Raw genomic sequence first — 20,620 nt, 5'->3', positions numbered from 1 at the left:
TCCTCAGTATTTTCGGCCGGCGTTCACCGGCGCTCCGTGCCGTGGCCCGTACGGCGCGTGCTCCAGCCACGAGCCGCACCACGGCAGCACCGGCGCGAGCGCCGCCGCCGCCCGCTGACGGGCCCGGACGATCCGGCGCCGGGGCCGCAGATGGTCCAGCGCGGCCCCGGCGGCGGTGCTGTTGAACAGGGCCGCGGACCGCCGTACGTCGGCGAAGGCCTCGACCGTCCCGCCCGCGATGGCCTCCGCCGCTGCCGCCGCGTCCGCGATGCCGCTGTTCATGCCCCGCGCCCCGAACGGCGGGAAGAGATGCGCCGCTTCCCCGACAAGCAGCACCCGCCGGTGCGGATCGGTGAACGAGGCGGCCACCTTGCGCAGAAAGCGGTACGTCGACACCCACAGGATCCGCTCGCCGTACCCCTCGCCCACCACCGCCGGAAGCCATCGTCGTACGGCCTCCTCGGTCCCGAACTCCTCCTCGCGGTCGTCGTCCCGGCACTGCAGGTCGACCTGGAAGCCCCCGGTGAACGGCACCCGCATCACACTGCGCCCGCCGGCGCCCGGATGCTCGTAGTGGAAGATCCGCTCGGGCGCCGGCTCGGCACCGGGGGTGTGGGCCACGTCGACGACCACATGGAAGCCCTCGCCCCGCTCGCCCTCCATGGCGATGCCCAGCGCGCCCCGCACGGCGGACCGGGCACCGTCGGCGGCGACGGCGTACGCACAGGTCCACTCCCGGCCGTCGCCGCAGCTCAGCCGGACCCCGGTCGCCGTCGTGCGGACGTCCAGCACCCGTGCGTCCCACACGAACTCCACACCCGCCCGCTCACACGCGCCCCGCAGGAAGCGTTCGGTGTCCACCTGGCGCAGGCTGGTGAAGGGCGGCGGGCCCTCCGTCGGCGGATAGGTGCGGGAGTACACCTCGCGGCCCCGGTAGAGGGTCCGCCGGGTCCGCCAGGTCTGCCCGTACCCGGTGATCTCGTCGGCCAGTCCCGGCCGCATCCCGTCGAGCAGCGCGAGCGTCTCGCGGTGCACGAACAGGGCCCGGCTGCCGGGGCGTTCACGGTCCTGCGGCTCTGCCTCCAGCAGCACGACCTCCTGCCCGCGCGCCCGCAGCGCGAGGGCCGCCGACAGACCCACGGGGCCGGCGCCGACCACCACGACCGGTGTCACGCGCGCGCACCCGCCGCGAGCATCCGGGTGATCTCGACCCGCTTCACCTTCCAGGTCGCGGTCATCGGCAGCTCCTCGAACCGCCACTGCCGCGGCTCGGCCATCGCCGGCAGATCGGCCGTCGCCTCCCGCCAGCGCCCGAGGTCCAGCGGCTGCTCCCCGCGCACGCACACCACCGGCACCGGCTCCCGGTCCGCACCCGGCACGATGACGACCTCCCGGAGCTCCTCCAGGCGCTCCATCAGGGTGTCCTCGACCTCCAGATTGCTGTGCACGGAGTCGATCCGGTCGATCTCCCGGTCGATCAGATGCAGGGTGCCGAGGCGACTGCGGTAGCCCATGTCGCCCATCTCCCACCAGCCGTCGTTGAGTTGACGGTCGTAGCGGTCCTGCATGCCGAGGTAGGTGAGGATGCGGCCCCTGGTACGGGCCTCTATACGGCCGCTGGTCCCGGCGGCGACCCGCTCACCGCCCGGCCCCGTCACGCGCACGCGGGTGAAGCCGGGTATGCCGATCCCTACCCGCCGCCCGTCCGCGCGTGCGGCACTGCGCCGGGTGAAGCACTGGAAGGCGACCGGACCCGTCTCGCTCTGCCCGTACAGCTGGATCAGCCAGGGCGAACGGCGCTTCGAGGCACCCAGCAGCCGCCGTACCGTGCGCGGGTGGATCGCGTCGAACGTCGATCCGTAGGACCGCACCCGCGACAGCGGGGCACCGGGCGCGTCGGCCAACTCCTCCCACAGCACGAACGTGTTGGGGTGGGTCTCCACGATGCCCGGCCGGTGCCTGGTCAGGAGCGGTCCCACGGCGGCCGGGTCCGGGTCGGTGATCAGCACCAGCGGGCTGCCGAAGTGCAGCAGGACGCCGAGCAGATGGTAGAAGCGCGAGTGCACGAACGACATGTGCAGCGCCGCGGTCTCCCCGCGCGTCGGCCAGCCCATCGCCTTCTGCGGTACGAGCCGGTTCCACATGGTGTTCGCGCAGTGCACGGCGAGTTTGGGCAGGCCGGTGGTGCCGGAACTGTGGGTGATCAGCGCCGGTTCGCGGGGATGCAGGCGTACGAGCGGCGGGGGTTCGGTGCCGGCGTACTTCTCCAGGCGCTCGGCGCCCGGCGCGTCGTCCACGGCGAGGACCTGCCGCACCCGGAGGCCGACCCCCATCAGCGGCCCCTCCAGCTTGGCCCGGTCGGTGACCAGCCACGGCTGCCTGAGCCGCTCGATCAACTCCCCGACCACCTCACCGGCCAGCCCGGGGGAGAGCAGCACGGGCACCGCGCCGATACGGGAGACCGCGCAGGCCAGCAGCACGATGTCGACGTTGTCCGTCTTGTGGACGACCACCTGCTCCGACGGCCTCACCCCCGCTTCCCACAGGCGTCCGGACAGATCCTCGACGACCTCTGCCAACGCCGTGTAGGTGAGATCGACACCGAGCGCGGGATGGGTGTCCAGCGGCCGGTCCAGGGTCACGAAGACGGCGCCGTGCCGGTCGGCCGCCCGGCGGAACACCGGACCCAGGTAGAAACCCCGGTCGGTGAAGGAGGGTTGCTGCTCTCGCATGGGGGCGTTCCTCTCAGCGGTGCGGCTACGGTGCTGGTGCGGTGCCTGCGGGGCGTCCTTGCCGTGGTCGGTCACCAGGCGCCCCGGCGGACCAGGTGACGGCGGAGCTTGCCGGTCGGGGTGCGGGGGAGCGACGGGACGAGGCTCACGCTTCTGGGCACCTTGAAGGCGGCCAGCTGTGCGCGGGCCAGGCCGAGAAGGTCCTCCTGGAGACTTCCGTCGGGGACCGGGGCGACGGGGACGACGAACGCCCGCAGCCGGCCGACCCCCCTCCCGTCGGTGACGGCCACGACCGCGACCTCCTTCACCGCCGGGTGGGTGCGCAGTACGGCCTCCACCTCCAGCGGGGAGACGGTGATGCCGCCGACCATCTCCATGTCGTCGGCGCGGCCCAGATGCCGGTAGGTGCCGTCGGCTTCGCGAACCGCCCGGTCACGGGTGGCCAGCCAGCCTCCGACCAGGGTGCGTTCGGTCTCCTCGGGCCGGTTGAGATAGCCGGGGGTCACCGTCGGGCCGCGTACCCACAGCTCGCCCTCCGTGCCGTCCGGGACCGGGTGGCCTGCGCGGTCGCGCAGCTCCACCTCGAAGCCGGGCACGGGGCGGCCGACGGTGCCCGGACGGTTGTGGCCGAAGCCGTTGGCGCAGAAGGCGTGACCGGCCTCGGTGGAGCCGATCTGCTCCAGCACCGGCGCACCGAGCAGCTCGGTGACCTGTCCGCCGAGCCCCTCCGGCAGACCTTCGCCGGCCGACACCGCGGCCCGCACCGAGGCGAAGCAGGCCTCGTGCCCGCTGCCCCGGTCGGCCACCAGCGCGGCGTACGCGGAGGGCACGGAGTAGAGCAGGGTCACCCGGTGCCGGGCGATGAGCTCGTCCACGGCGGCCGGGGTCGGGCGCCGGTCCACGAGTACGGCGGAGGAGCCGGAGAAGAGCGGGAAGACGAAGGCGTTGCCGAAGCCGTAGGCGAAGTACAGCTTCGACACCGACAGGGTGACGTCGTCCTGGCCGACCCGCAGCAGCCGCCGGCCGATGAGGTCGTGGTACGCCTTCGGGTCGCCGTGCGTGTGCACAACCCCCTTGGGACGGCCCGTGGTGCCCGACGTGTACTGGACGTACAACGGCGTGTGCGCGTCGACCCGGTGGGCGGGGGCCGGCTCGGCGGAGGCGGTGAGCGCGAGCAGCTGGTCGGAGCCGAGCCGGGGCCGCTCGGCGAACCGGTCCTCCAGACCCGGCCCCGTCACACACAGCGCGGCGCCGGCGTCCGTGGCCATGAACGCGTGGTCGGCAGCGGGGAGTTCGGGGTTGACCAGGACGGCGACGGCCCCCAGGCGCGCCACGGCCAGGAAGGCCGTCACCCAGGCGATCCCGTCCGGCAACGCCAACACCACCCGGTCACCCGGCCCGATGCCGTGACCGGCGAGCACGGTGGCCGCCCGGGCCGCGAGCGCGTGCACCTCGCCGTGGGTCCAGGCGCGGTGGCCCTGATGGAAGGCGGGCCGGTCCACCCAGCCGCGCCGCTCGGCGAGATCGGCGAGCTGGGCGGCGAGATTGCCGGGGGCGTCGAACCCCGCCGAAGACAGCACGGGCTGGGCAGTCGTCATCGGACCGGCTCCTCGGTGGCCGTGTGCCCTCCGCGGGCGTCGGCGCGGACGGCTGTGTGTCGCCGCTGCTCCGCTGTCCGCTCCGCGGTGTGCAGGTGCAGCGCCTTCATCTGCGCCGCCGTCTTCAGCAGCATCTCGTCGTACTCGGCGACCGGATCGGAGTCGAGGACGATCGCACCTCCGGCGCCCAGCTGCATCAGCCCGTCGGCGAACACGGCCGTACGGATGACGATGTTGAGATCCGCGCCCCCGCCGCACCCCAGATAGCCGAGGGCGCCGGAGTAGACCCCGCGGGCCTCGGTCTCCAGGGAGTCGATGATCTCCATCGTGCGCAGCTTCGGCGCCCCGGTCATCGAGCCACCGGGAAAACAGGCCCGCACGCACTCCACCGCATCCGTCCCCTCCCGCAGCCGCCCCTCCACGGTGGACACGAGCTGATGCACGGTCGCGTACGTCTCCGTGGCCATCAGCCGGGTCACCCGCACCGAGCCGGTCCGGCACACCCGCCCCAGGTCGTTGCGGAGCAGGTCGACGATCATCAGGTTCTCGGCGCGCGTCTTGGCGTCCGACGCCAGTGCGTCCCGCAGCCGGGCGTCCTCCTCAGGCCCGGCCCCGCGCGGCGCGGTGCCCTTGATGGGCCGGGCCTCGGCGATCCCGTCCCGGGTGATCCGCAGGAACCGCTCGGGGGAGGAACCGGCCACGTCGACGTCCCCGAACCTCAGGAACGCCGCGTAGGGGGCCGGGTTGACCCGGCGCAGCACCCGGTAGAACTCGTACGCGTCCGGCGGGGCGGGTAACCGGGCCGCGTTCGTCAGACAGACCTCGTAGCTGGTGCCCGCCCGCAGCTCGCGTCCGCAGGACTCGATGTCGGCGAGATAGGTCGCCCGGTCCCGCACCAGCCAGGGCTCGGCGGCGCCGAGGTCGGGGTCGAGGCCGGGGTCGGTGGCTCCGGTGGGTGTCGGCAGCGGTATCGCCGTCGGGTCCGGCTCGGTGGCGACGAAGGTCAGCTGGGCCAGCGTGCTCTCCAGCCAGTCCTCGGCCTCCCGCGTGGCCTGCGGGGTGTCCTCGGCCAGACAGACCGCGTAGGTGAACCTCTTCAGATGGTCCACGGCGATCAACCGGTCGGCGAACAGCCAGCAGGCGTCCGGGACGCCGGAGGTGTGCTGGTTCGGTGAGCCGCAGTCGGCCTTCATCTCGTAGCCGAAGTAGCCGACATAGCCACCGGTGAAGTCGAAGGGCAGCCCGGCGCCGTCCACCCGGCGGCTCGTCAACTGCCGTCCGAGATAGTCGAAGACGCTCGCCGCGACCTTCCTCGTCGGCCGCCCGGCCCGCTCGATCTCGCACTTTCCGCTCTCGACGTCGTACCGGACGAACTCCGCGAGCGGACCGCTGTCGTCACCGAAGAACGAGAACCGCGAACGCCCGTCCTCGACCAGCGCGCTGTCCAGCCAGAACGCCCGCCTCGACGCCGCGTACATCCGGGTGAAGGCGGCCTCGGTGTCGACCGCGCCGGCGATGCGCCGAGTGTGCAGACGGTAGGCGGGCGCAGCCGGCCGGGGGCGCGGGACGACCCGCGCGGGCCGGGGGATCACCGCCTCGGGCGGGGGCACCGCGGTGTTCTTCGTACGCGGCCTGCGGGCCCGTTCCGCCGTCAGATTGCGGAAGTTGACGAGCATGCGGTGGCCGTAGTCGGTGAGCACGGACTCCGGATGGAACTGCACGCCCCACAGTGGCCGGCTGCGGTGCCTGAGCCCCATCAGCACGCCGTCCTCGGCCCAGGCGGTGGCCTCCAGCGCCTGCGGGAGCGGCTCGGACACGGCCAGCGAGTGGTAGCGGACCGCGGTGAATTCCTGCGGCAGCCCCCGGAACAGGTCCCGTCCGTCGTGCCGGACCGTCGACAGATGACCGTGCCGCGGCTCCGGGGCGGGTCCCACCCGGCCTCCCTCGCCGAGCGCTATGCCCTGGTGTCCCAGACAGACGCCCAGGACGGGAATCGGCGACTCGGCGAGCACGGCGGTGCTCAGTCCGAAGTCGCGCGGTTCGGCCGGGTGCCCGGGTCCGGGCGAGACCACGACATTGTCGAATCGCGCGAGGTATGCCCCGAGATCGGGAAGGGCGCCGACCGCGTCATTGAGGACGACGACCGGTTCCTCGCCGTTGACCTCGGCGATCAGCTGGAACAGGTTGTACGTGTACGAGTCGTAATTGTCGATGAGCAGGGTCTTCACCCGCCCACCTCCCTCGGTTCGTTCCGGACCTATGCGGTCCGTCTTTTGTGCCGGCCGCGAAGGGCCTGGAGCGGCGGATACAGCCATTTCCTGAGGAAACGCTGAAGCCGGGGCATGAGAATCCAGGTGACGAGAGCCGTCACACACAGGCATAACAGCAGCGTGCGGACGAGCGGATTGAGTCCGCCGAGATAAGGAAGAACGATCAGATTGAACAGGAGCACCGGCGGAAAAACCGCGCTCATGTTCACGAACCACAGTTTCCATTTCGCCGGCGGGGCGGGCGGCTTCGGTGTGGTGGTCTGCGAGTCGAACCACGTCTTGGAGCCCCGCACGCTCCTGCGCTCCGTCTCCCGGGCGAAGCCCACCGCCCGGCCGTCCCACTGGGTCCGGACGGGCGAATCCTCCCAGGCCCGGGCCGTTCCCTCGCTGACGAAGCGATAGACCACATGCCACTCCGCCTCTTGGTCGACAAGGACGCCACCTCCAAGGAAGCCCGGCTGCTGCGCACTCGCGGCCAGCATGGCCCACCCCCAGGAGTGGAAGTCGGCCTCACGGCCCGGCACCACGTGATAGGCCACGGTGACGGTGACGGGATTACTGCTCACGCCGTCGTATACGCAAGGCCTTCACAACACGTTCAAATATTCAACGAAGCTTTTTTCGACTGTCCGGATCGTGACCCTTTATCGGTCTTTCGGTCGGCATGGCTCATTCTGTCGAGCTGTACCGGAAGTAACTCAAGTAACCCTTATGGAATTCGGGAAGGGGAATGCGGGGCGGAATGTTCCGGGGCCTCCCCGAACCTGGCCAGCACCAACGCCCCCGCGACGGCCACGGCGAAACCCAGCACCGCCACCCACGCCAGCCCCTCCCGGGTACGGTCCCCGAGCCACACCACCCCCACCAGCGCCGGCCCGATCGTCTCCCCGATCACCATCCCGGCCGTCGCCGTGGTCACCGACCCCCGCTGCAGCGCCGAGGTCAGCGACAGAAAGGCCGCACCGCCGCCGACGAGGAGTGCGTACGTCGCCGGGTTGGCCAGCAGCGCCGACGGCGCGAGCGAGTCGATCAGGCGTACCGCCACCTCGACCACCCCGAACCCGAACCCGGCCCCCAGCCCGAGCGCCAACGCCCGTCCCCGCTCCGGCAGTCGCCCACCGAGCAGCGCGAGCCCCAGCACGGCCAGCGCCGTCCCGAGCATCGCGTACTTCAAGGCCGACGGCCCGCCCCGGTCGCCCTCCGTCCCGGACGCGATCCCCAGCAGCGCCATCCCCGCGCACACGACCCCGACGGCACCCCACTCGCCCGCGCTCAGCCGGACCCGCAGCAGCCGCGCCGACACCACCGCGGTCACCGCGAGACTCGACGCGAGCGCCGCGCCCACCGCGTAGATCGGGACCGACCGCAACGCGGCGATCTGCAGCAGGAACCCCACCCCGTCCAGCGCCAGCCCCGCCAGATAGCGCCACTGCCGCACCGCCCGCAGGAACAGCGTCACCGCGAACGCCGTCCCCTCGCCGTCGCGGCCGCCCGTGTCCGCCGCCCGCGCCGCCATCGCCTGGAGCACGGTGGCCGTCCCGAAACAGACGGAGGCACCCAGCGCACACACCATTCCAAAGAGCACGAAGTGACCTTAGGGGAGGTGGCGAGAGGCAGGCTGGCTTCGGACCGGCTCTCACTGATCTCTAGGCTGTCCGCCGGACACGAGCCGTGTCGCCGAGGCCGCGTCCGCGAGCGCCCGGCGAAAACGCGTTGTCGCACCCCGTCCGATCGCGTTACGGTCGCCACACTCTGACGCACACGCTCTCTGGAACCATCGCCGCAGAACGGGAGCAGGTCCGCGCACAGCGCGCGGCACCACGGAGGGGCGGCACCGGATCCGGCCGACCGGCGGATCTCGTACGCCCTCCGGAGGACTCTCCCATGAACATCGGCCTCGGCCTCCCCATCGACGACCCCGCCCAGCTGCTCACCTGGGCCCGGCGCGCCGACGCGAGCCCCTTCAGCACCCTCGGCCTGCTCGACCGCCTCGTCTACGACAACCCCGAGCCCCTCGTCACCCTTGCGACCCTCGCCGGTGCAACATCCCGCATCCGAGTCCAGACCGAGGTGCTGATCGCCCCGCTCCACAACACCGCTCTGCTCGCCAAGCAGACCGCGACCCTCGACCGCCTCTCCGGCGGCCGCTTCACGCTCGGCATCGGTGTCGGAGGCCGCGAGGACGACTGCCTGGCCGCCGGCATCGACCTCCACCGTCGAGGCCGCCGCCTCGACGAACAGATGACCCTGCTGCGCCGCATCTGGTCCGGCGAGCCGTACGGCGAAGACATCGGCCCCCTCGGCCCCGCCCCCGCCACCCCCGGTGGCCCGGAGGTACTGTTCGGCGGCTTCGCCCCCGCTGCCCTCGAACGCGTCGGCCGCTTCGGCGACGGTTTCCTCGGCGCCGCCCTGCCGCCCTCCTTCATGTCCAACCTGTTCCGCGCCGCCGAAACGGCCTGGCAGAAACACGACCGCCCCGGCCGCCCCCGCCTGGTCGCCCAGGCGAACGTCGCTCTCGGCCCGGACGACACCCTGGACCGGGCCCGCCGCAACCTCCGCGACTACTACGCCTTCAGTGGCCACGTCGAGTACATGGAGGCCGGCCTGCTCACCACACCCCGGCAGATCCGCGAGGCCGCCGACGCCTACGTCGGCATCGGAGCCGACGAGGTGATGCTCTACTGCTGGGCCTCGGACACCGACCAGATCGAACGCCTCGCCGACGCGCTGTTCTGACGTCCTCCACCGCCCCGGCTTCGAGGCCCCGGCCCTTGCCCCGGCCTCGAAGCCGTCGCTCGCATGGTGGACGCCGCGCCGGGGCCGTTCCACGTGCCCGGTAGGCTGGCCGACAGGCCGTGACTGGCGCGCTGGGATGGGACGGACCATCGGGGAGCGGCCTGTGAGTGACCAAGTGCCGTGCGCCTGGGCCGAACCGTGATCCGTGACCGCTTCAAGCCACGCAGCCCGGAGGCCGCCATGTCAGAGCAGCAGCCCCTGTCCACCGAGTCCACGGCCTTCCGCGCCGCCCTCGACGTGATCCGCGCCGTCGAGCCGCGCGTCGCCGACGCCATCGGCCAGGAGGTCCACGACCAGCGCGAGATGCTCAAGCTGATCGCCTCCGAGAACTACGCCTCCCCGGCCACCCTCCTCGCGATGGGCAACTGGTTCAGCGACAAGTACGCCGAGGGCACCATCGGCCGCCGCTTCTACGCCGGCTGTCGCAACGTCGACACCGTCGAGTCCCTGGCCGCCGAGCACGCCAGGGAGCTCTTCGGCGCCCGGCACGCCTACGTCCAGCCGCACTCCGGCATCGACGCCAACCTTGTCGCCTTCTGGTCCGTCCTCGCCCAGCGTGTCGAGGTCCCCGCCCTGGAGAAGGCCGGCGTCCGCCAGGTCAACGACCTCTCCGACGCCGACTGGGCCGAGCTCCGCCAGGCCTTCGGCAACCAGCGCATGCTCGGCATGTCCCTGGACGCCGGTGGCCACCTCACCCACGGCTTCCGACCCAACATCTCCGGCAAGATGTTCGACCAGCGCTCCTACGGCACCGACCCCTCCACCGGTCTGGTCGACTACGACGCGCTGCGCGCCTCGGCCCGCGAGTTCAAGCCGCTGATCATCGTCGCCGGCTACTCGGCCTACCCCCGCCTGGTGAACTTCCGGATCATGCGCGAGATCGCCGACGAGGTCGGCGCCACGCTCATGGTCGACATGGCGCACTTCGCCGGTCTCGTCGCCGGCAAGGTTCTCACCGGCGACTTCGACCCGGTCCCGCACGCCCAGATCGTCACCACGACCACCCACAAGTCGCTGCGCGGCCCGCGCGGCGGCATGGTGCTGTGCGACGACTCCCTCAAGGACCAGGTCGACCGCGGCTGCCCGATGGTCCTCGGCGGCCCGCTTCCGCACGTCATGGCCGCCAAGGCCGTCGCCCTCGCCGAGGCACGTCAGCCCTCCTTCCAGGACTACGCCCAGCGGATCGTCGACAACTCCCGCGCCCTGGCCGAGGGCCTGATGCGCCGCGGCGCCACCCTGGTCACCGGGGGCACCGACAACCACCTCAACCTGATCGACGTCACTTCCTCCTACGGCCTCACCGGCCGCCAGGCCGAGGCCGCCCTGCTCGAGTCGGGCATCGTCACCAACCGCAACGCCATCCCGGCCGACCCCAACGGCGCCTGGTACACCTCCGGCATCCGCATCGGCACCCCCGCCCTGACCACCCGTGGCCTGGGCACCGCCGAGATGGACGAGGTCGCCGGTCTCATCGACCGTGTCCTCACCACCACGGAGCCCGGCACCACCAGCAAGGGCGCCCCCTCCAAGGCCCAGCACATCCTGGACCCGAAGGTCGCGGACGAGATCTCCCACCGGGCCACCGACCTCGTGGCCGGTTTCCCGCTGTACCCGGAGATCGACCTCGGCTGACACACGTCCTCTCTTGAGTTGTCAAAGACCGGTGACTCCTAGAGATCGATGAGTTCCTGTCGTGGCTCATCCCGCGGCGGTCCGGCTCCTGGCCCGACCGCCGCGCGGCGTATCAGACGCGTGCCGCCGGCTCCCGCTGCGAATCCCACGACGAGCCCCGGCACCGCCCACCACACGCCGTGCTCCGGGTCCGTCGAACTCCTGGACCCCTCCTTTTCCTGCTCCTCCCCGGCGCCGCCGACGAGGCCGGCCCGGTCCAGCTGATCGAAAACCGCCCGCGGCGCCCGGTGCCAGCGGATGTCGTCGTCCTGCCGCTCCGGCGCCGGATCCGAGCGCACCCACGGCGTGCCGTCCCCCGTCAGGAACAGCTGGTCCTGACGCGCCACCGCCACATCACCCCCCGGCGCCGAATCCGTCCGGGGCCAGCCGCCGACACCCGTCAGCCCCCACACGACGGTGACCCGCACCGCCGGGTACCGACCCTCCTCCCAGGCGCCCGACACCCGCTCCGTGCCCGAGTACGTGGGCTGCAGCAGCTGCCACAGGCGGGTGAAGTACGGCTCGTCGGAACGCACGGCCTCAGTCCTGCCCGAGCCGCCGGTGACGACCATCGCCAGGTCGGGCCGGTCGAGGCCCGCTCCTCGCGTCGCCCGCGTCGCCGCGGCCGCCGGCGCCCCGAGCACGGTCACCGCCACCACCACTGGTGCCAGCGCTGCTAACGCCCTGCGCGGCCCGAGCCGCGTCCCTGTGTGTCTGCTCCGCACTGTCATCCCCCTCGATCAATCAGCCTCGCTGTCTCCAGCTCGCGGGCACCTCCTTTCGTCACAGATCACGCAGTTCCTGCCGAGGCCCCGGCTCCCGGCGCACATGGTCCCCTCGCATCCGCAGAGCGAACGGCCGCAGCACCAGCGCCAGTACGGCTCCGGCCGCAAGCCCCGGAAGTGCCCACCACCACTCGGTGGCGTCGTCCACCGTGGAGGACGGGCCCGCGGACGCCTCCGTGGCCACCGCCCCCGCGTCGCTTCCCGGTTCCTGCCCGGGCGTCGGGAAGATGGCATGGCCCTCGCCGTAGGCATTGCCCATCACTCCCAACTCCTTCAACAGTGCGCGGAGTTGGGGTGGATTCTTTGTGCGGTGCCAGTGGCCGTTCACTGACTCGGGGACCTGGTCCGCGGTGTGTATCCACACCTCGTCCGTGTCGGCCAGCGGGAAGACCTGGTCGAGCCGCCACGGTGAGACGTCGTGCGCCATCCAAGTGACGTTGATCTGCCGGGCGGCCAGCAGATTCACCTTGGGTGGCTCGGTGCGGGCGCCCGCACCCGGAGGGCCGAGCAGACGCTCCAACTCGCCGTACTCGTCGTCGGAGAAGTAGAGCGACGCCGTCTCCCCGCTCTCCGGCGAGACCACGAGCACGCTCGTCGGTCCGCCCGCAGACGCGGAGGGCGCACCCCACACCGTGAGTGCGAGCGCCACCGCCAACGCACCCGATCCCGCCGCCAGTTCACGACAACGGCCCCTCGGTCCAGCCACACGCTTCTTCATACCGGCCCCCAACAGACGATCCCCGTGCGGCCCGTCCGCGAGCCGCGTGTCACTTCTGGTACACCGCCCGGCCCGTCGGGGTTCCCACCCCGCGCGCACTAATCCGAGGACTTCCCCGCGCCCTCGTGACCCGGCTCACCGAGGGACTTCGCGATCTCCACAGCCCGCGCCTTCGACGCGACCCCCTCCAGCCGCAGCGTCACATCCGGCATGTCCAGGACACCCGACCCGTGCATCCACAGCAGCGTCGGCCCGGCGGTCCGCTGCTCGCGGGTGTAGTGGGAGCCGGCCGCGTCCACCAGCCAGAAGCTCAGCAGGTGGGGCCGCGGAAACCACAGCGCCGTGTCATGGGCCCCACCGGGCTCGGAGGAGTCCCCGTCCAGCGAGAGCCACTCCGGCTGCTCCCGCACACTCTTGGCGAAGCCGATGTCCAGACGGGCCCGGTACTCGTCCAGCCGGATGGTGTCCCCCCGCTCACGCCAGCACAGGCTCACCAGAGACCGCCCCCGTGGCTCGGCCGTCACCGTCACCACGTCCGGAGCGCCGAGCGCCGACGGCACCAGCGGTTCGAACCCCGCCCGCCGCTCGGCCTGGGCAAGCGACACCGAGCGACCGCAGCCGGGCACCTCGGCCCCCGGCGAAGGCACCGCCGACGGGTCGTACCGCACCTCGACCCCGCCGAAGTCGAACCAGTCCAGGACCGCCGCCCGCACCGGAGGCGTGAGCGCGAGGACCGCCAGCAGCCCGCACAGGGTCGCGGCCAGCGAACGCCACCGCATCCGCGTCCAGAGCCGCACCGCCCGCAGCCGCTCACCGGGACCCGGTGCCTGGGCCACCGGCACCGGCAGCCGCTCGGCGAGTATCTGCTCCAGCACCCGCTCCACCATCGACTCGGCCCCGCCCGCACCCGGCGCGTCCAGCGAACGCCCGAGCGCCCGCAGCTCCTCGGGCAGCCGGGACGCACGCTCACGCGCGCTTCCCCCCGCGCCCTCACCGCCGTAGGACTCACTCACGCTCATCACCCCCTTCCCGGGGCTCGAAATCCGGCAGCAGTTTGCCGAGCTTGCGCAGCGCGCGGCTCAGCCGGGACTTCACCGTCCCCCGGGGCCAGCCCAGGGCCTGGGCCGTCTCGGACTCGTCCATCTCCAGCAGATACCGGTAGGTGACGACGAGACGGTGCTCCTCGCTCAGCTTCTCCAGCGCGGACCCCAGCGCGGCGCGGCGCTCTATCTCCACGGCCGCGACCGCCGGGTCCGCCGATTCCGGTATCAGCGGCCCGGCCTCCGCGAAGGCCGCCTCACGGCCGGCGAGCGTGCGCTGGCGCGCCGCCGTCCGCACTGTGTTCCTCGTCTCATTGGCCACGATCGACATGAACCACGGCTTGAACGCCGAGCCCTCCTTGAAGCGGCCCAGCCCGCAGTACGCCTTGACGAAGGCCTGCTGCACCACGTCCTCCGCGTCCGCACCCGCCCCGAGCGCGGCGGCCGCTCGCATCGCGAGGCCCGTATGGGCCCGCACCAGCTCCGCGTACGCCTCCGGGTCTCCGGCGCGTACGCGTGCGATCACCGCGGCCTCATCGACGATGCGGCCCCCCTCCCGCGTCCTCACACGATTGGTACACCGCCCGGACCGAATCGGTTCCCACCCGTGGCGCATCTGTTTCCGACTGGTTCCGGATCGGCCCCCGACACCTGAGAGAATGGTGAGCATGGCCTCTGATCGACCCCGCGTGCTCTCCGGAATCCAGCCCACCGCAGGCTCGTTCCACCTCGGCAACTACCTCGGCGCCGTCCGCCAGTGGGTGGCTCTGCAGGAGTCCCACGACGCGTTCTACATGGTCGTCGACCTGCACGCGATCACGGTTCCGCAGGACCCGAAGGAGCTCACGGGCAACACCCGGCTCGCCGCGGCGCAGCTCCTCGCCGCGGGCCTCGACCCGGAGCGCTGCACGCTCTTCGTCCAGAGCCACGTCCCCGAGCACGCCCAGCTCGCCTGGGTCATGAACTGCCTCACCGGATTCGGCGAGGCCTCCCGCATGACCCAGTTCAAGGACAAGTCCGCCCGCCAGGGCGCCGACAGCGCGAGCGTGGGCCTGTTCACGTACCCGATCCTCCAGGTCGCGGACATCCTGCTCTACCAGGCCAACGAGGTCCCGGTGGGTGAGGACCAGCGCCAGCACGTCGAGCTGACCCGTGACCTGGCCACGCGCTTCAACGGCCGCTTCGGCGAGACCTTCACGATTCCGAAGCCGTACATCCTCAAGGAGACGGCGAAGATCTACGACCTCCAGGACCCGTCGATCAAGATGAGCAAGTCGGCGTCCACGGCGAAGGGCCTCATCAACCTCCTCGACGAGCCGAAGGCCACCGCCAAGAAGGTCAAGAGCGCGGTCACGGACACCGACACCGTCATCCGCTACGACGCCGAGAACAAGCCGGGCGTCAGCAACCTGCTCACCATCTACTCGACCCTGACCGGCACCGGCATCCCCGAGCTGGAGCAGCAGTACGAGGGCAAGCTCTACGGCGCGCTCAAGACGGACCTCGCCGAGATCGTCGTCGAGTTCGTGACGCCGTTCCGGGAGCGGACCCAGCAGTACCTGGACGACCCGGAGACCCTGGACTCGATCCTGGCCAAGGGCGCGGAGAAGGCGCGCGCGGTCGCGGCGGAGACCCTCTCCCAGACGTACGAGAAGGTGGGCTTCCTGCCCGCGAAACACTGACCGCCGCCGGCCGGCGGTACCTCCCGCCGGTAACCGGGGCGTACCACCGCACACCAGCACCACCGGACAGAGCGCTGCACATCACTACGCCTGCGCCTGCCCACAGCACAGCCGTGGCCGTACAGTCGATAGCCGGACGGCTGGGAACGAATCCGACAGGACGACAGGGACGAACAGGAGACGACGTGGGGACCGTAACGATCGGTGTGTCGATCGCGGTCCCGGAGCCTCACGGCAGCCTGCTCCAGGAGCGGCGCGCGGGCTTCGGCGACGCCGCGGCTCACGGCATCCCCACCCATGTCACCCTGCTGCCGCCCACAGAGGTCGCCGACACCGCGCTGCCCGCGATCGAGGCGCACCTCACCGAGGTCGCCGCGACGGGCCGGCCCTTCCCGATGAAGCTGTCCGGCACCGGCACCTTCCGGCCGCTGTCACCGGTCGTGTACGTCCAGATCGCCCAGGGCGCCGAGGCCTGCACCTGGCTCCAGAAGCAGGTCCGTGACGCCTCCGGGCCGGTCGCGCGGGAACTGCAGTTCCCGTACCACCCGCACGTCACGGTGGCCCACGGCATCGACGAGGCGGCCATGGACCGCGCCTTCGAGGAACTCGCCGAGTTCGAGGCCGAGTGGCCGTGCACCGGATTCGCGCTCTACGAGCAGGGCGCCGACGGGGTGTGGCGCAAGCTGCGCGAGTTCACCTTCGGTCGCTCGACCGTGCCGCCCCAGGCCGGCCACGTCGACCGCGGCTCGCTGCCCACAAGCCAGCTGTAACCACGGTTACAGCGGCAGCAGCCGGAGCACCGCCCGCGGCAGATGCCGCACCGCCGCCATCACCACCCGCAGCGCCCCCGGCACCCACACCGTCTCCGAGCGGCGCCGCAGACCCAGCTCGATCGCCGTCGCGACGGCTTCCGGGGTGGTCGCGAGGGGCGCCTCCTCCAGACCGGCCGTCATCCTCGACCGCACGAAGCCGGGGCGTACGACCATGACGTGCACGCCCGTGCCGTGCAGGGCGTCGCCCAGCCCCTGGGCGAAGACGTCGAGGCCGGCCTTGCTGGAGCCGTAGATGAAGTCGGCGCGGCGGGCGCGCTCACCGGCGACGGAGGAGAGCACGACGAGCGAGCCGTGCCCCTGGGCCTGCAACGCGCGCGCGGACACCAGGCCGGCCGAGACGGCACCCGTGTAGTTGGTCTGCGCGACCCGCACCGCCGCGACCGGCTCGCGCTCGTCGTGGGCCTGGTCGCCGAGGATCCCGAAGGCGAGCAGCACCATGTCGATGTCGCCTTCGGCGAACACCTTGTCCAGCACCGTCTCGTGGGACTCGGGGTCCAGCGCGTCGAAGGCGACGGTGTGGACCTCGGCCCCCAGAGAGCGCAGTTGTGTCGCGGCCGACTCCAGGGCGGGGGACGGGCGCCCCGCCAGCCACACCGTGCGGGTGCGGCGGACGACGAGGCGGCGGGCGGTGGCCAGCGCGATCTCGGACGTACCGCCGAGGACGAGCAGGGACTGGGGGATGCCGAAGGCGTCCTTCACGAGCAGCTCCTTGGAGGGCCTGGGATTTTCAGAGGGCTTGGAGAGGCAGACGGCGGGACAGGTCCGAGGTGAACACCCCGCGCGGGTCCAGCTCCGCGCGCAGCGCGCGGAAGTCGTCGAGGCGGGGGTACATCGCGGTGAGCAGTTCCGGACGCAGACGGGAGTCCTTGGCCAGGTAGACCCGCCCGCCGGCCATGGCCACCTCCTCGTCCAGTTCGTCGAGGAGGGCGCCGAGACCGGGCAGACCGGCCGGGATGTCCAGGGCCAGGGTCCAGCCGGGCACCGGGAAGGAGAGCCACCCGGGGTCGGCGTCCCCGAACCGCTTGAGCACGGCGGGAAAGGACGGGCACCGCTGCTCGGAGACCCGCCGCACGATCCGGCGCAGGGCCTCCTCCTGGCCCTGTGCGACGACGAACTGGTACTGCACGAGGCCGCCGCGGCCGTAGATCCGGTTCGAGTGGGGCACGCCGTCGAAGGGGTGGAAGAAGGCGGAGATCCTCTGCAGCCGGCCGGTACGCGCGCGGGGCGCCTTCCGGTACCAGAGCTCGTTGAACAGCCCCACGGTCGTGCGGTTGAGAAGTCCCTCGGGGAGGAAAGGGGGCGGGGCCGGGAAGCGCGGGGTCCCGAAGGCCAACGGGTCTCTACGCGCGCGCGTGCCCCAGGCGAGCAGCCCCGGTGTCTCCAGCGCATCCAGCGGCGCGTGGTCACCCCGCGTGAGGACCGCCCGCCCCGTCGCGGCCCCGCGGGCCAGCAGGTCGACCCGGGCGACCGAGTAGCGGTACTGGTGATCGGTCGCCGTCAGACGGGCCATCAGATCGTCCAGGTCCCGCGCGCGTTCCGTGTCCACCGACATCAGGGACGTCTCGACCGGCTGGAGCTGGACCGTCGCGGTGAGGATCATCCCGGTCAGACCCATGCCGCCGGTGGTCGCGTCGAACAGGGGCGTGCCGCGGCGCACGGTGCGGATCTCGCCGTCGGCGGTGAGCAGTTCGAAGGACAGCACATGGCGGGAGAAGGAGCCGGACACATGGTGGTTCCTGCCGTGGATGTCCGCGCCGATCGCACCGCCGACGGTGACGTACCGGGTGCCGGGCGTCACCGGCACGAACCAGCCGAGCGGCAGCAGCACCTCCATCAGCCGGTGCAGGGAGACGCCCGCGTCGCACAGCACGCTGCCGCCTTGGGCGTCGATCGCGTGGACGCGGTTCAGGCCGGTCATGTCGAACACCGCGCCGCCGGCGTTCTGGGCCGCGTCCCCGTACGCCCGTCCCAGGCCCCTCGGGATGCCGCCACGGGCTCCGCAGCCCCGGACGGCGGCCACGGCCTCCTCGTAGCTCCGTGGACGGATCAAACGGGCCGCGGTGGGGGCGGTGCGCCCCCATCCTGTGACGGGAACGGTGTCGGCAGACATGCCGGTGACCGTATCGCCGCTACAGAGGCAATTCGATCGTAAACATTACTTCTCTCCCCGAAATGGGTGATTAACGGTACTCGGCGCCGTCCCGTGTTTTCGGGGTACTCACACATCGGTCTTCCACGCGGAGGGCAAGATCCGATCATGGACTGGCTGAAGAAACTCCCCGTCGTCGGGCCGCTCTGGGTGCGCCTGACGGCCACGCACGCGTGGCGGTCGTACGAACGGCTGGACCGGGTGAAGTGGACCCGGCTGGCCGCGGCGATGACGTTCACCAGCTTCGTCGCGCTGTTCCCGCTGCTCACCGTGGCCGCAGCAATCGCCGCCGCCACGCTCAGCACGGAGCAGCAGAACGACCTCCAGGACAAGATTGCCGATCAGGTGCCCGGCATCTCCGATCAGCTGAACATCGGCGACCTGGTACAGAACGCCGGCACCGTCGGCCTCATCGCCGCCGCCGCCCTGCTGTTCACCGGCATCGGCTGGGCCGGCTCGATGCGCGAGTGCCTGCGCGCGGTGTGGGAGCTGCCCGACGAGGACGAGAACGCGATCCTGCGCAAGGGCAAGGACCTGGGCATCCTGGTCGGGTTCGGCGGCGCGGTCCTGGTCACGCTCGCCATCTCCACCGTCGCCTCCGCGCTGGTCGACTGGATCGGCGGGGAACTGGGCCTCCAGGAGGGCGGCGCGGGCCGGGTCCTGCTGCGCATCGCGGCGTTCGTCATCGCCGTACTCGCCGACTTCCTGCTCCTGCTGTACGTCCTGACACTGTTGCCCGGAGTCGAGCCGACGCGCCGCCGGCTGCTTGTCGCCGCGCTGACCGGCGCGATCGGCTTCGAGCTGCTGAAGCTGCTGCTGAGCGGCTATATGCAGGGCGTGGCGACGAAGAGCATGTACGGCGCGTTCGGCGTCCCCGTCGCCCTGCTGCTGTGGATCAATTTCACGGCGAAACTGGTGCTGTTCTGCGCCGCGTGGACGGCGACGGGGAGCAAGGAGCAGGAGCTCACGGACGAGAAGAGCGACGACGTACCAGATCGGGCAGCGGCCAGCGGCGGTTGACGAGGAACGCGGCGCCCGCGAGCAGCACAAGGAGGCCGCCTGTGATCGCGAGGGCGGTGCCCATGCCGCGGGAGCCGCCGTCGGCCGTGGCGGACGCGACGGGCTTCGCCGAGGCCCCTGAGCCCGCGGAGTCCCCGGAACCACCCCCGGCCTCGCCGGAGTCCCCCGGCTGGGCACTGGACTGCGCGGCGCCCTTCGGCGGCACCAGCTCACCCACCGGCTGCACCTTGCCGGCCGCCTTGAAGCCCCAGTCGAAGAGCTTCGCAGTCTCCTTGTAGACCTCGTTGTGCTCTTCCTTGGACGGGTTCATGACGGTGACGAGCAGCACCCTGCCATTGCGCTCGGCGACGCCGGTGAAGGTGGAGCCGGCGTTGGTGGTGTTGCCGTTCTTCACACCTGCGATGCCCTGGTACTGCGAGATGTCGTAGTCGCCGCTCAATAGTCGGTTGGTGTTCTGGATCTCGAAGGGCTTGCGGACGGTCTTGCCCTTCTTGTCCTTCTTCGTCTCGCCGGGGAACTTCGCGGTGACCGTCGAGCAGTACTCGCGGAAGTCCTTCTTCTGCAGGCCGGAACGGGCGACCAGGGTCAGGTCGTAGGCGGAGGAGACCTGACCGGGGGCGTCGTAGCCGTCGGGGCTGACCACATGCGTGTCGAGGGCCTGGAGCTCCTCGGCGTGCTCGTTCATCTCCGTGACGGTCTTGGCGACGCCCTGGTTCATCGCGGACAGGACGCGCACGGCGTCGTTGCCGGAGCGAAGGAAGACGCCGAGCCACAGATCGTGGACCGTGTACGTCTCGCCCTCCTTTATCCCGACCAGGCTGGAACCGGCGCCCATGCCCGCGAGGTCGGAGGGGACGACCTTGTGCTTCTCGGTCTTGGCGAACTTCGGCAGCACGGTGTCCGCGAAGAGCATCTTCATGGTGCTCGCCGGGGGCAGCCGCCAGTGCGCGTTGTGTGCGGCGAGTACATCGCCGGACTCGGCGTCCGTGACGATCCAGGAGCGCGCGGTGATGTCCTTGGGCAGCACCGGGACCCCACTCGCGAGATTGACCTGAGTGCCCGCCCGGCCGAGCCGCGAGCCGCCCACGGTCGACATGTTCGCCGGGGGAGTGGCGCTCGGGGATGCGCTTGGGGACGCGCTCGGTGACGGGCTGGGAGCCGCGAGAGCGACCGGCGCGGTCAGCGCGAGGGACGACAGGGCGGCGGCGGAGGTGACCAGCAGGGATCGCCCGGCGGTCTTCTTCTGTGGTGCGGACACGCTCAGGAACGTACATGGCGCGGAGGGTGAAGTCCCAGCGCCCTCCCCACCCCGGCCGCCGAACCGGA

18 protein-coding genes and 1 riboswitch are annotated in these 20,620 nt (G+C 71.4%); of the genes, 5 read left to right on the top strand and 13 right to left on the bottom strand.

The features are described from left to right. Window positions 1-3 precede the first annotated feature (3 nt). The 6 genes from RNB18_RS40620 to RNB18_RS40595 all read right to left on the bottom strand — a co-directional run bounded on the left by RNB18_RS40620 (window position 4) and on the right by RNB18_RS40595 (window position 8,173). On the bottom strand, window positions 4-1,173 hold the full coding sequence (locus RNB18_RS40620) for an FAD-dependent oxidoreductase (RefSeq protein WP_311719137.1): 1,170 nt from the start codon (window positions 1,171-1,173) through the stop codon (window positions 4-6). Beyond that, a complete protein-coding gene (locus RNB18_RS40615; protein WP_311719136.1) occupies window positions 1,170-2,732 on the bottom strand; it encodes a class I adenylate-forming enzyme family protein in 1,563 nt (520 codons plus the stop codon). Before RNB18_RS40615 ends, RNB18_RS40620 begins: the two co-directional genes overlap by 4 nt. A 71-nt stretch (window positions 2,733-2,803) precedes the next feature. Next, entirely contained in the window at window positions 2,804-4,330 is a 1,527-nt protein-coding gene (locus tag RNB18_RS40610; RefSeq protein ID WP_311719135.1) for a benzoate-CoA ligase family protein, read from the bottom strand. Further along, window positions 4,327-6,558: an aminodeoxychorismate synthase component I gene (pabB, locus tag RNB18_RS40605; RefSeq protein WP_311719134.1), complete on the bottom strand. Its 2,232-nt coding sequence runs from the start codon at window positions 6,556-6,558 to the stop codon at window positions 4,327-4,329. Before pabB ends, RNB18_RS40610 begins: the two co-directional genes overlap by 4 nt. A 29-nt stretch (window positions 6,559-6,587) precedes the next feature. Beyond that, window positions 6,588-7,166, bottom strand: coding sequence for an antibiotic biosynthesis monooxygenase (locus RNB18_RS40600; RefSeq protein ID WP_311719133.1), 579 nt, complete (start codon window positions 7,164-7,166; stop codon window positions 6,588-6,590). A 143-nt stretch (window positions 7,167-7,309) separates the two neighbouring features. Further along, window positions 7,310-8,173, bottom strand: coding sequence for a DMT family protein (locus RNB18_RS40595; protein ID WP_311719182.1), 864 nt, complete (start codon window positions 8,171-8,173; stop codon window positions 7,310-7,312). Between the two features lie 311 nt (window positions 8,174-8,484). Here RNB18_RS40595 and RNB18_RS40590 point away from each other — a divergent pair, with 311 nt between their 5' ends. Beyond that, the gene (locus tag RNB18_RS40590) at window positions 8,485-9,336 is read left to right on the top strand and encodes an LLM class flavin-dependent oxidoreductase (protein ID WP_311719132.1); all 852 of its coding nucleotides are present in this window, start codon (window positions 8,485-8,487) and stop codon (window positions 9,334-9,336) included. Between the two features lie 109 nt (window positions 9,337-9,445). Further along, window positions 9,446-9,535, top strand: a riboswitch (ZMP/ZTP riboswitch). Between the two features lie 41 nt (window positions 9,536-9,576). After that, window positions 9,577-11,028 (top strand): glycine hydroxymethyltransferase, encoded by a 1,452-nt coding sequence (locus RNB18_RS40585; protein WP_311719130.1) that lies wholly within the window; start codon window positions 9,577-9,579, stop codon window positions 11,026-11,028. A gap of 38 nt (window positions 11,029-11,066) precedes the next feature. Here RNB18_RS40585 and RNB18_RS40580 read toward each other — a convergent pair whose 3' ends face one another. From RNB18_RS40580 to RNB18_RS40565, 4 genes are all read right to left on the bottom strand, one after another. Beyond that, a complete protein-coding gene (locus tag RNB18_RS40580) occupies window positions 11,067-11,711 on the bottom strand; it encodes a hypothetical protein (protein ID WP_311719181.1) in 645 nt (214 codons plus the stop codon). Window positions 11,712-11,850: 139 nt separating this feature from the next. After that, complete coding sequence (locus RNB18_RS40575; RefSeq protein ID WP_311719129.1) at window positions 11,851-12,558, bottom strand: hypothetical protein; 708 nt, start codon at window positions 12,556-12,558, stop codon at window positions 11,851-11,853. Between the two features lie 110 nt (window positions 12,559-12,668). After that, entirely contained in the window at window positions 12,669-13,583 is a 915-nt protein-coding gene (locus tag RNB18_RS40570) for a hypothetical protein (protein ID WP_394817755.1), read from the bottom strand. Next, window positions 13,576-14,136 (bottom strand): RNA polymerase sigma factor, encoded by a 561-nt coding sequence (locus RNB18_RS40565; protein ID WP_394817757.1) that lies wholly within the window; start codon window positions 14,134-14,136, stop codon window positions 13,576-13,578. Before RNB18_RS40565 ends, RNB18_RS40570 begins: the two co-directional genes overlap by 8 nt. Before the next feature lie 142 nt (window positions 14,137-14,278). On the opposite strand from RNB18_RS40565, the gene trpS reads away from it, so the two are divergent. Further along, window positions 14,279-15,292: a tryptophan--tRNA ligase gene (trpS, locus tag RNB18_RS40560; protein ID WP_311719126.1), complete on the top strand. Its 1,014-nt coding sequence runs from the start codon at window positions 14,279-14,281 to the stop codon at window positions 15,290-15,292. A 185-nt stretch (window positions 15,293-15,477) separates the two neighbouring features. Then, window positions 15,478-16,062, top strand: a complete 585-nt coding sequence (locus RNB18_RS40555) for a 2'-5' RNA ligase family protein (RefSeq protein ID WP_280862988.1) — start codon at window positions 15,478-15,480, stop codon at window positions 16,060-16,062. 6 nt (window positions 16,063-16,068) lie between these two features. Here RNB18_RS40555 and RNB18_RS40550 read toward each other — a convergent pair whose 3' ends face one another. Continuing rightward, window positions 16,069-16,824, bottom strand: a complete 756-nt coding sequence (locus RNB18_RS40550; RefSeq protein WP_311719125.1) for a decaprenylphospho-beta-D-erythro-pentofuranosid-2-ulose 2-reductase — start codon at window positions 16,822-16,824, stop codon at window positions 16,069-16,071. A gap of 28 nt (window positions 16,825-16,852) precedes the next feature. After that, entirely contained in the window at window positions 16,853-18,235 is a 1,383-nt protein-coding gene (locus RNB18_RS40545; RefSeq protein WP_311719124.1) for an FAD-binding oxidoreductase, read from the bottom strand. A 147-nt stretch (window positions 18,236-18,382) separates the two neighbouring features. Here RNB18_RS40545 and RNB18_RS40540 point away from each other — a divergent pair, with 147 nt between their 5' ends. Next, window positions 18,383-19,294: a YihY/virulence factor BrkB family protein gene (locus tag RNB18_RS40540; RefSeq protein ID WP_311719123.1), complete on the top strand. Its 912-nt coding sequence runs from the start codon at window positions 18,383-18,385 to the stop codon at window positions 19,292-19,294. On the opposite strand, the gene RNB18_RS40535 is transcribed toward RNB18_RS40540, so the two are convergent. Beyond that, the gene (locus RNB18_RS40535; RefSeq protein ID WP_311719121.1) at window positions 19,239-20,552 is read right to left on the bottom strand and encodes a D-alanyl-D-alanine carboxypeptidase family protein; all 1,314 of its coding nucleotides are present in this window, start codon (window positions 20,550-20,552) and stop codon (window positions 19,239-19,241) included. The genes RNB18_RS40540 and RNB18_RS40535 overlap by 56 nt on opposite strands. Window positions 20,553-20,620: the final 68 nt, after the last annotated feature.

The sequence above is a fragment of the Streptomyces doebereineriae genome, assembly GCF_031845645.1.
GTDB lineage: Bacteria > Actinomycetota > Actinomycetes > Streptomycetales > Streptomycetaceae > Streptomyces > Streptomyces canus.
Note: the sequence above shows the minus strand (reverse complement) of the source record. Positions and strands in the feature narration are given on the sequence as shown.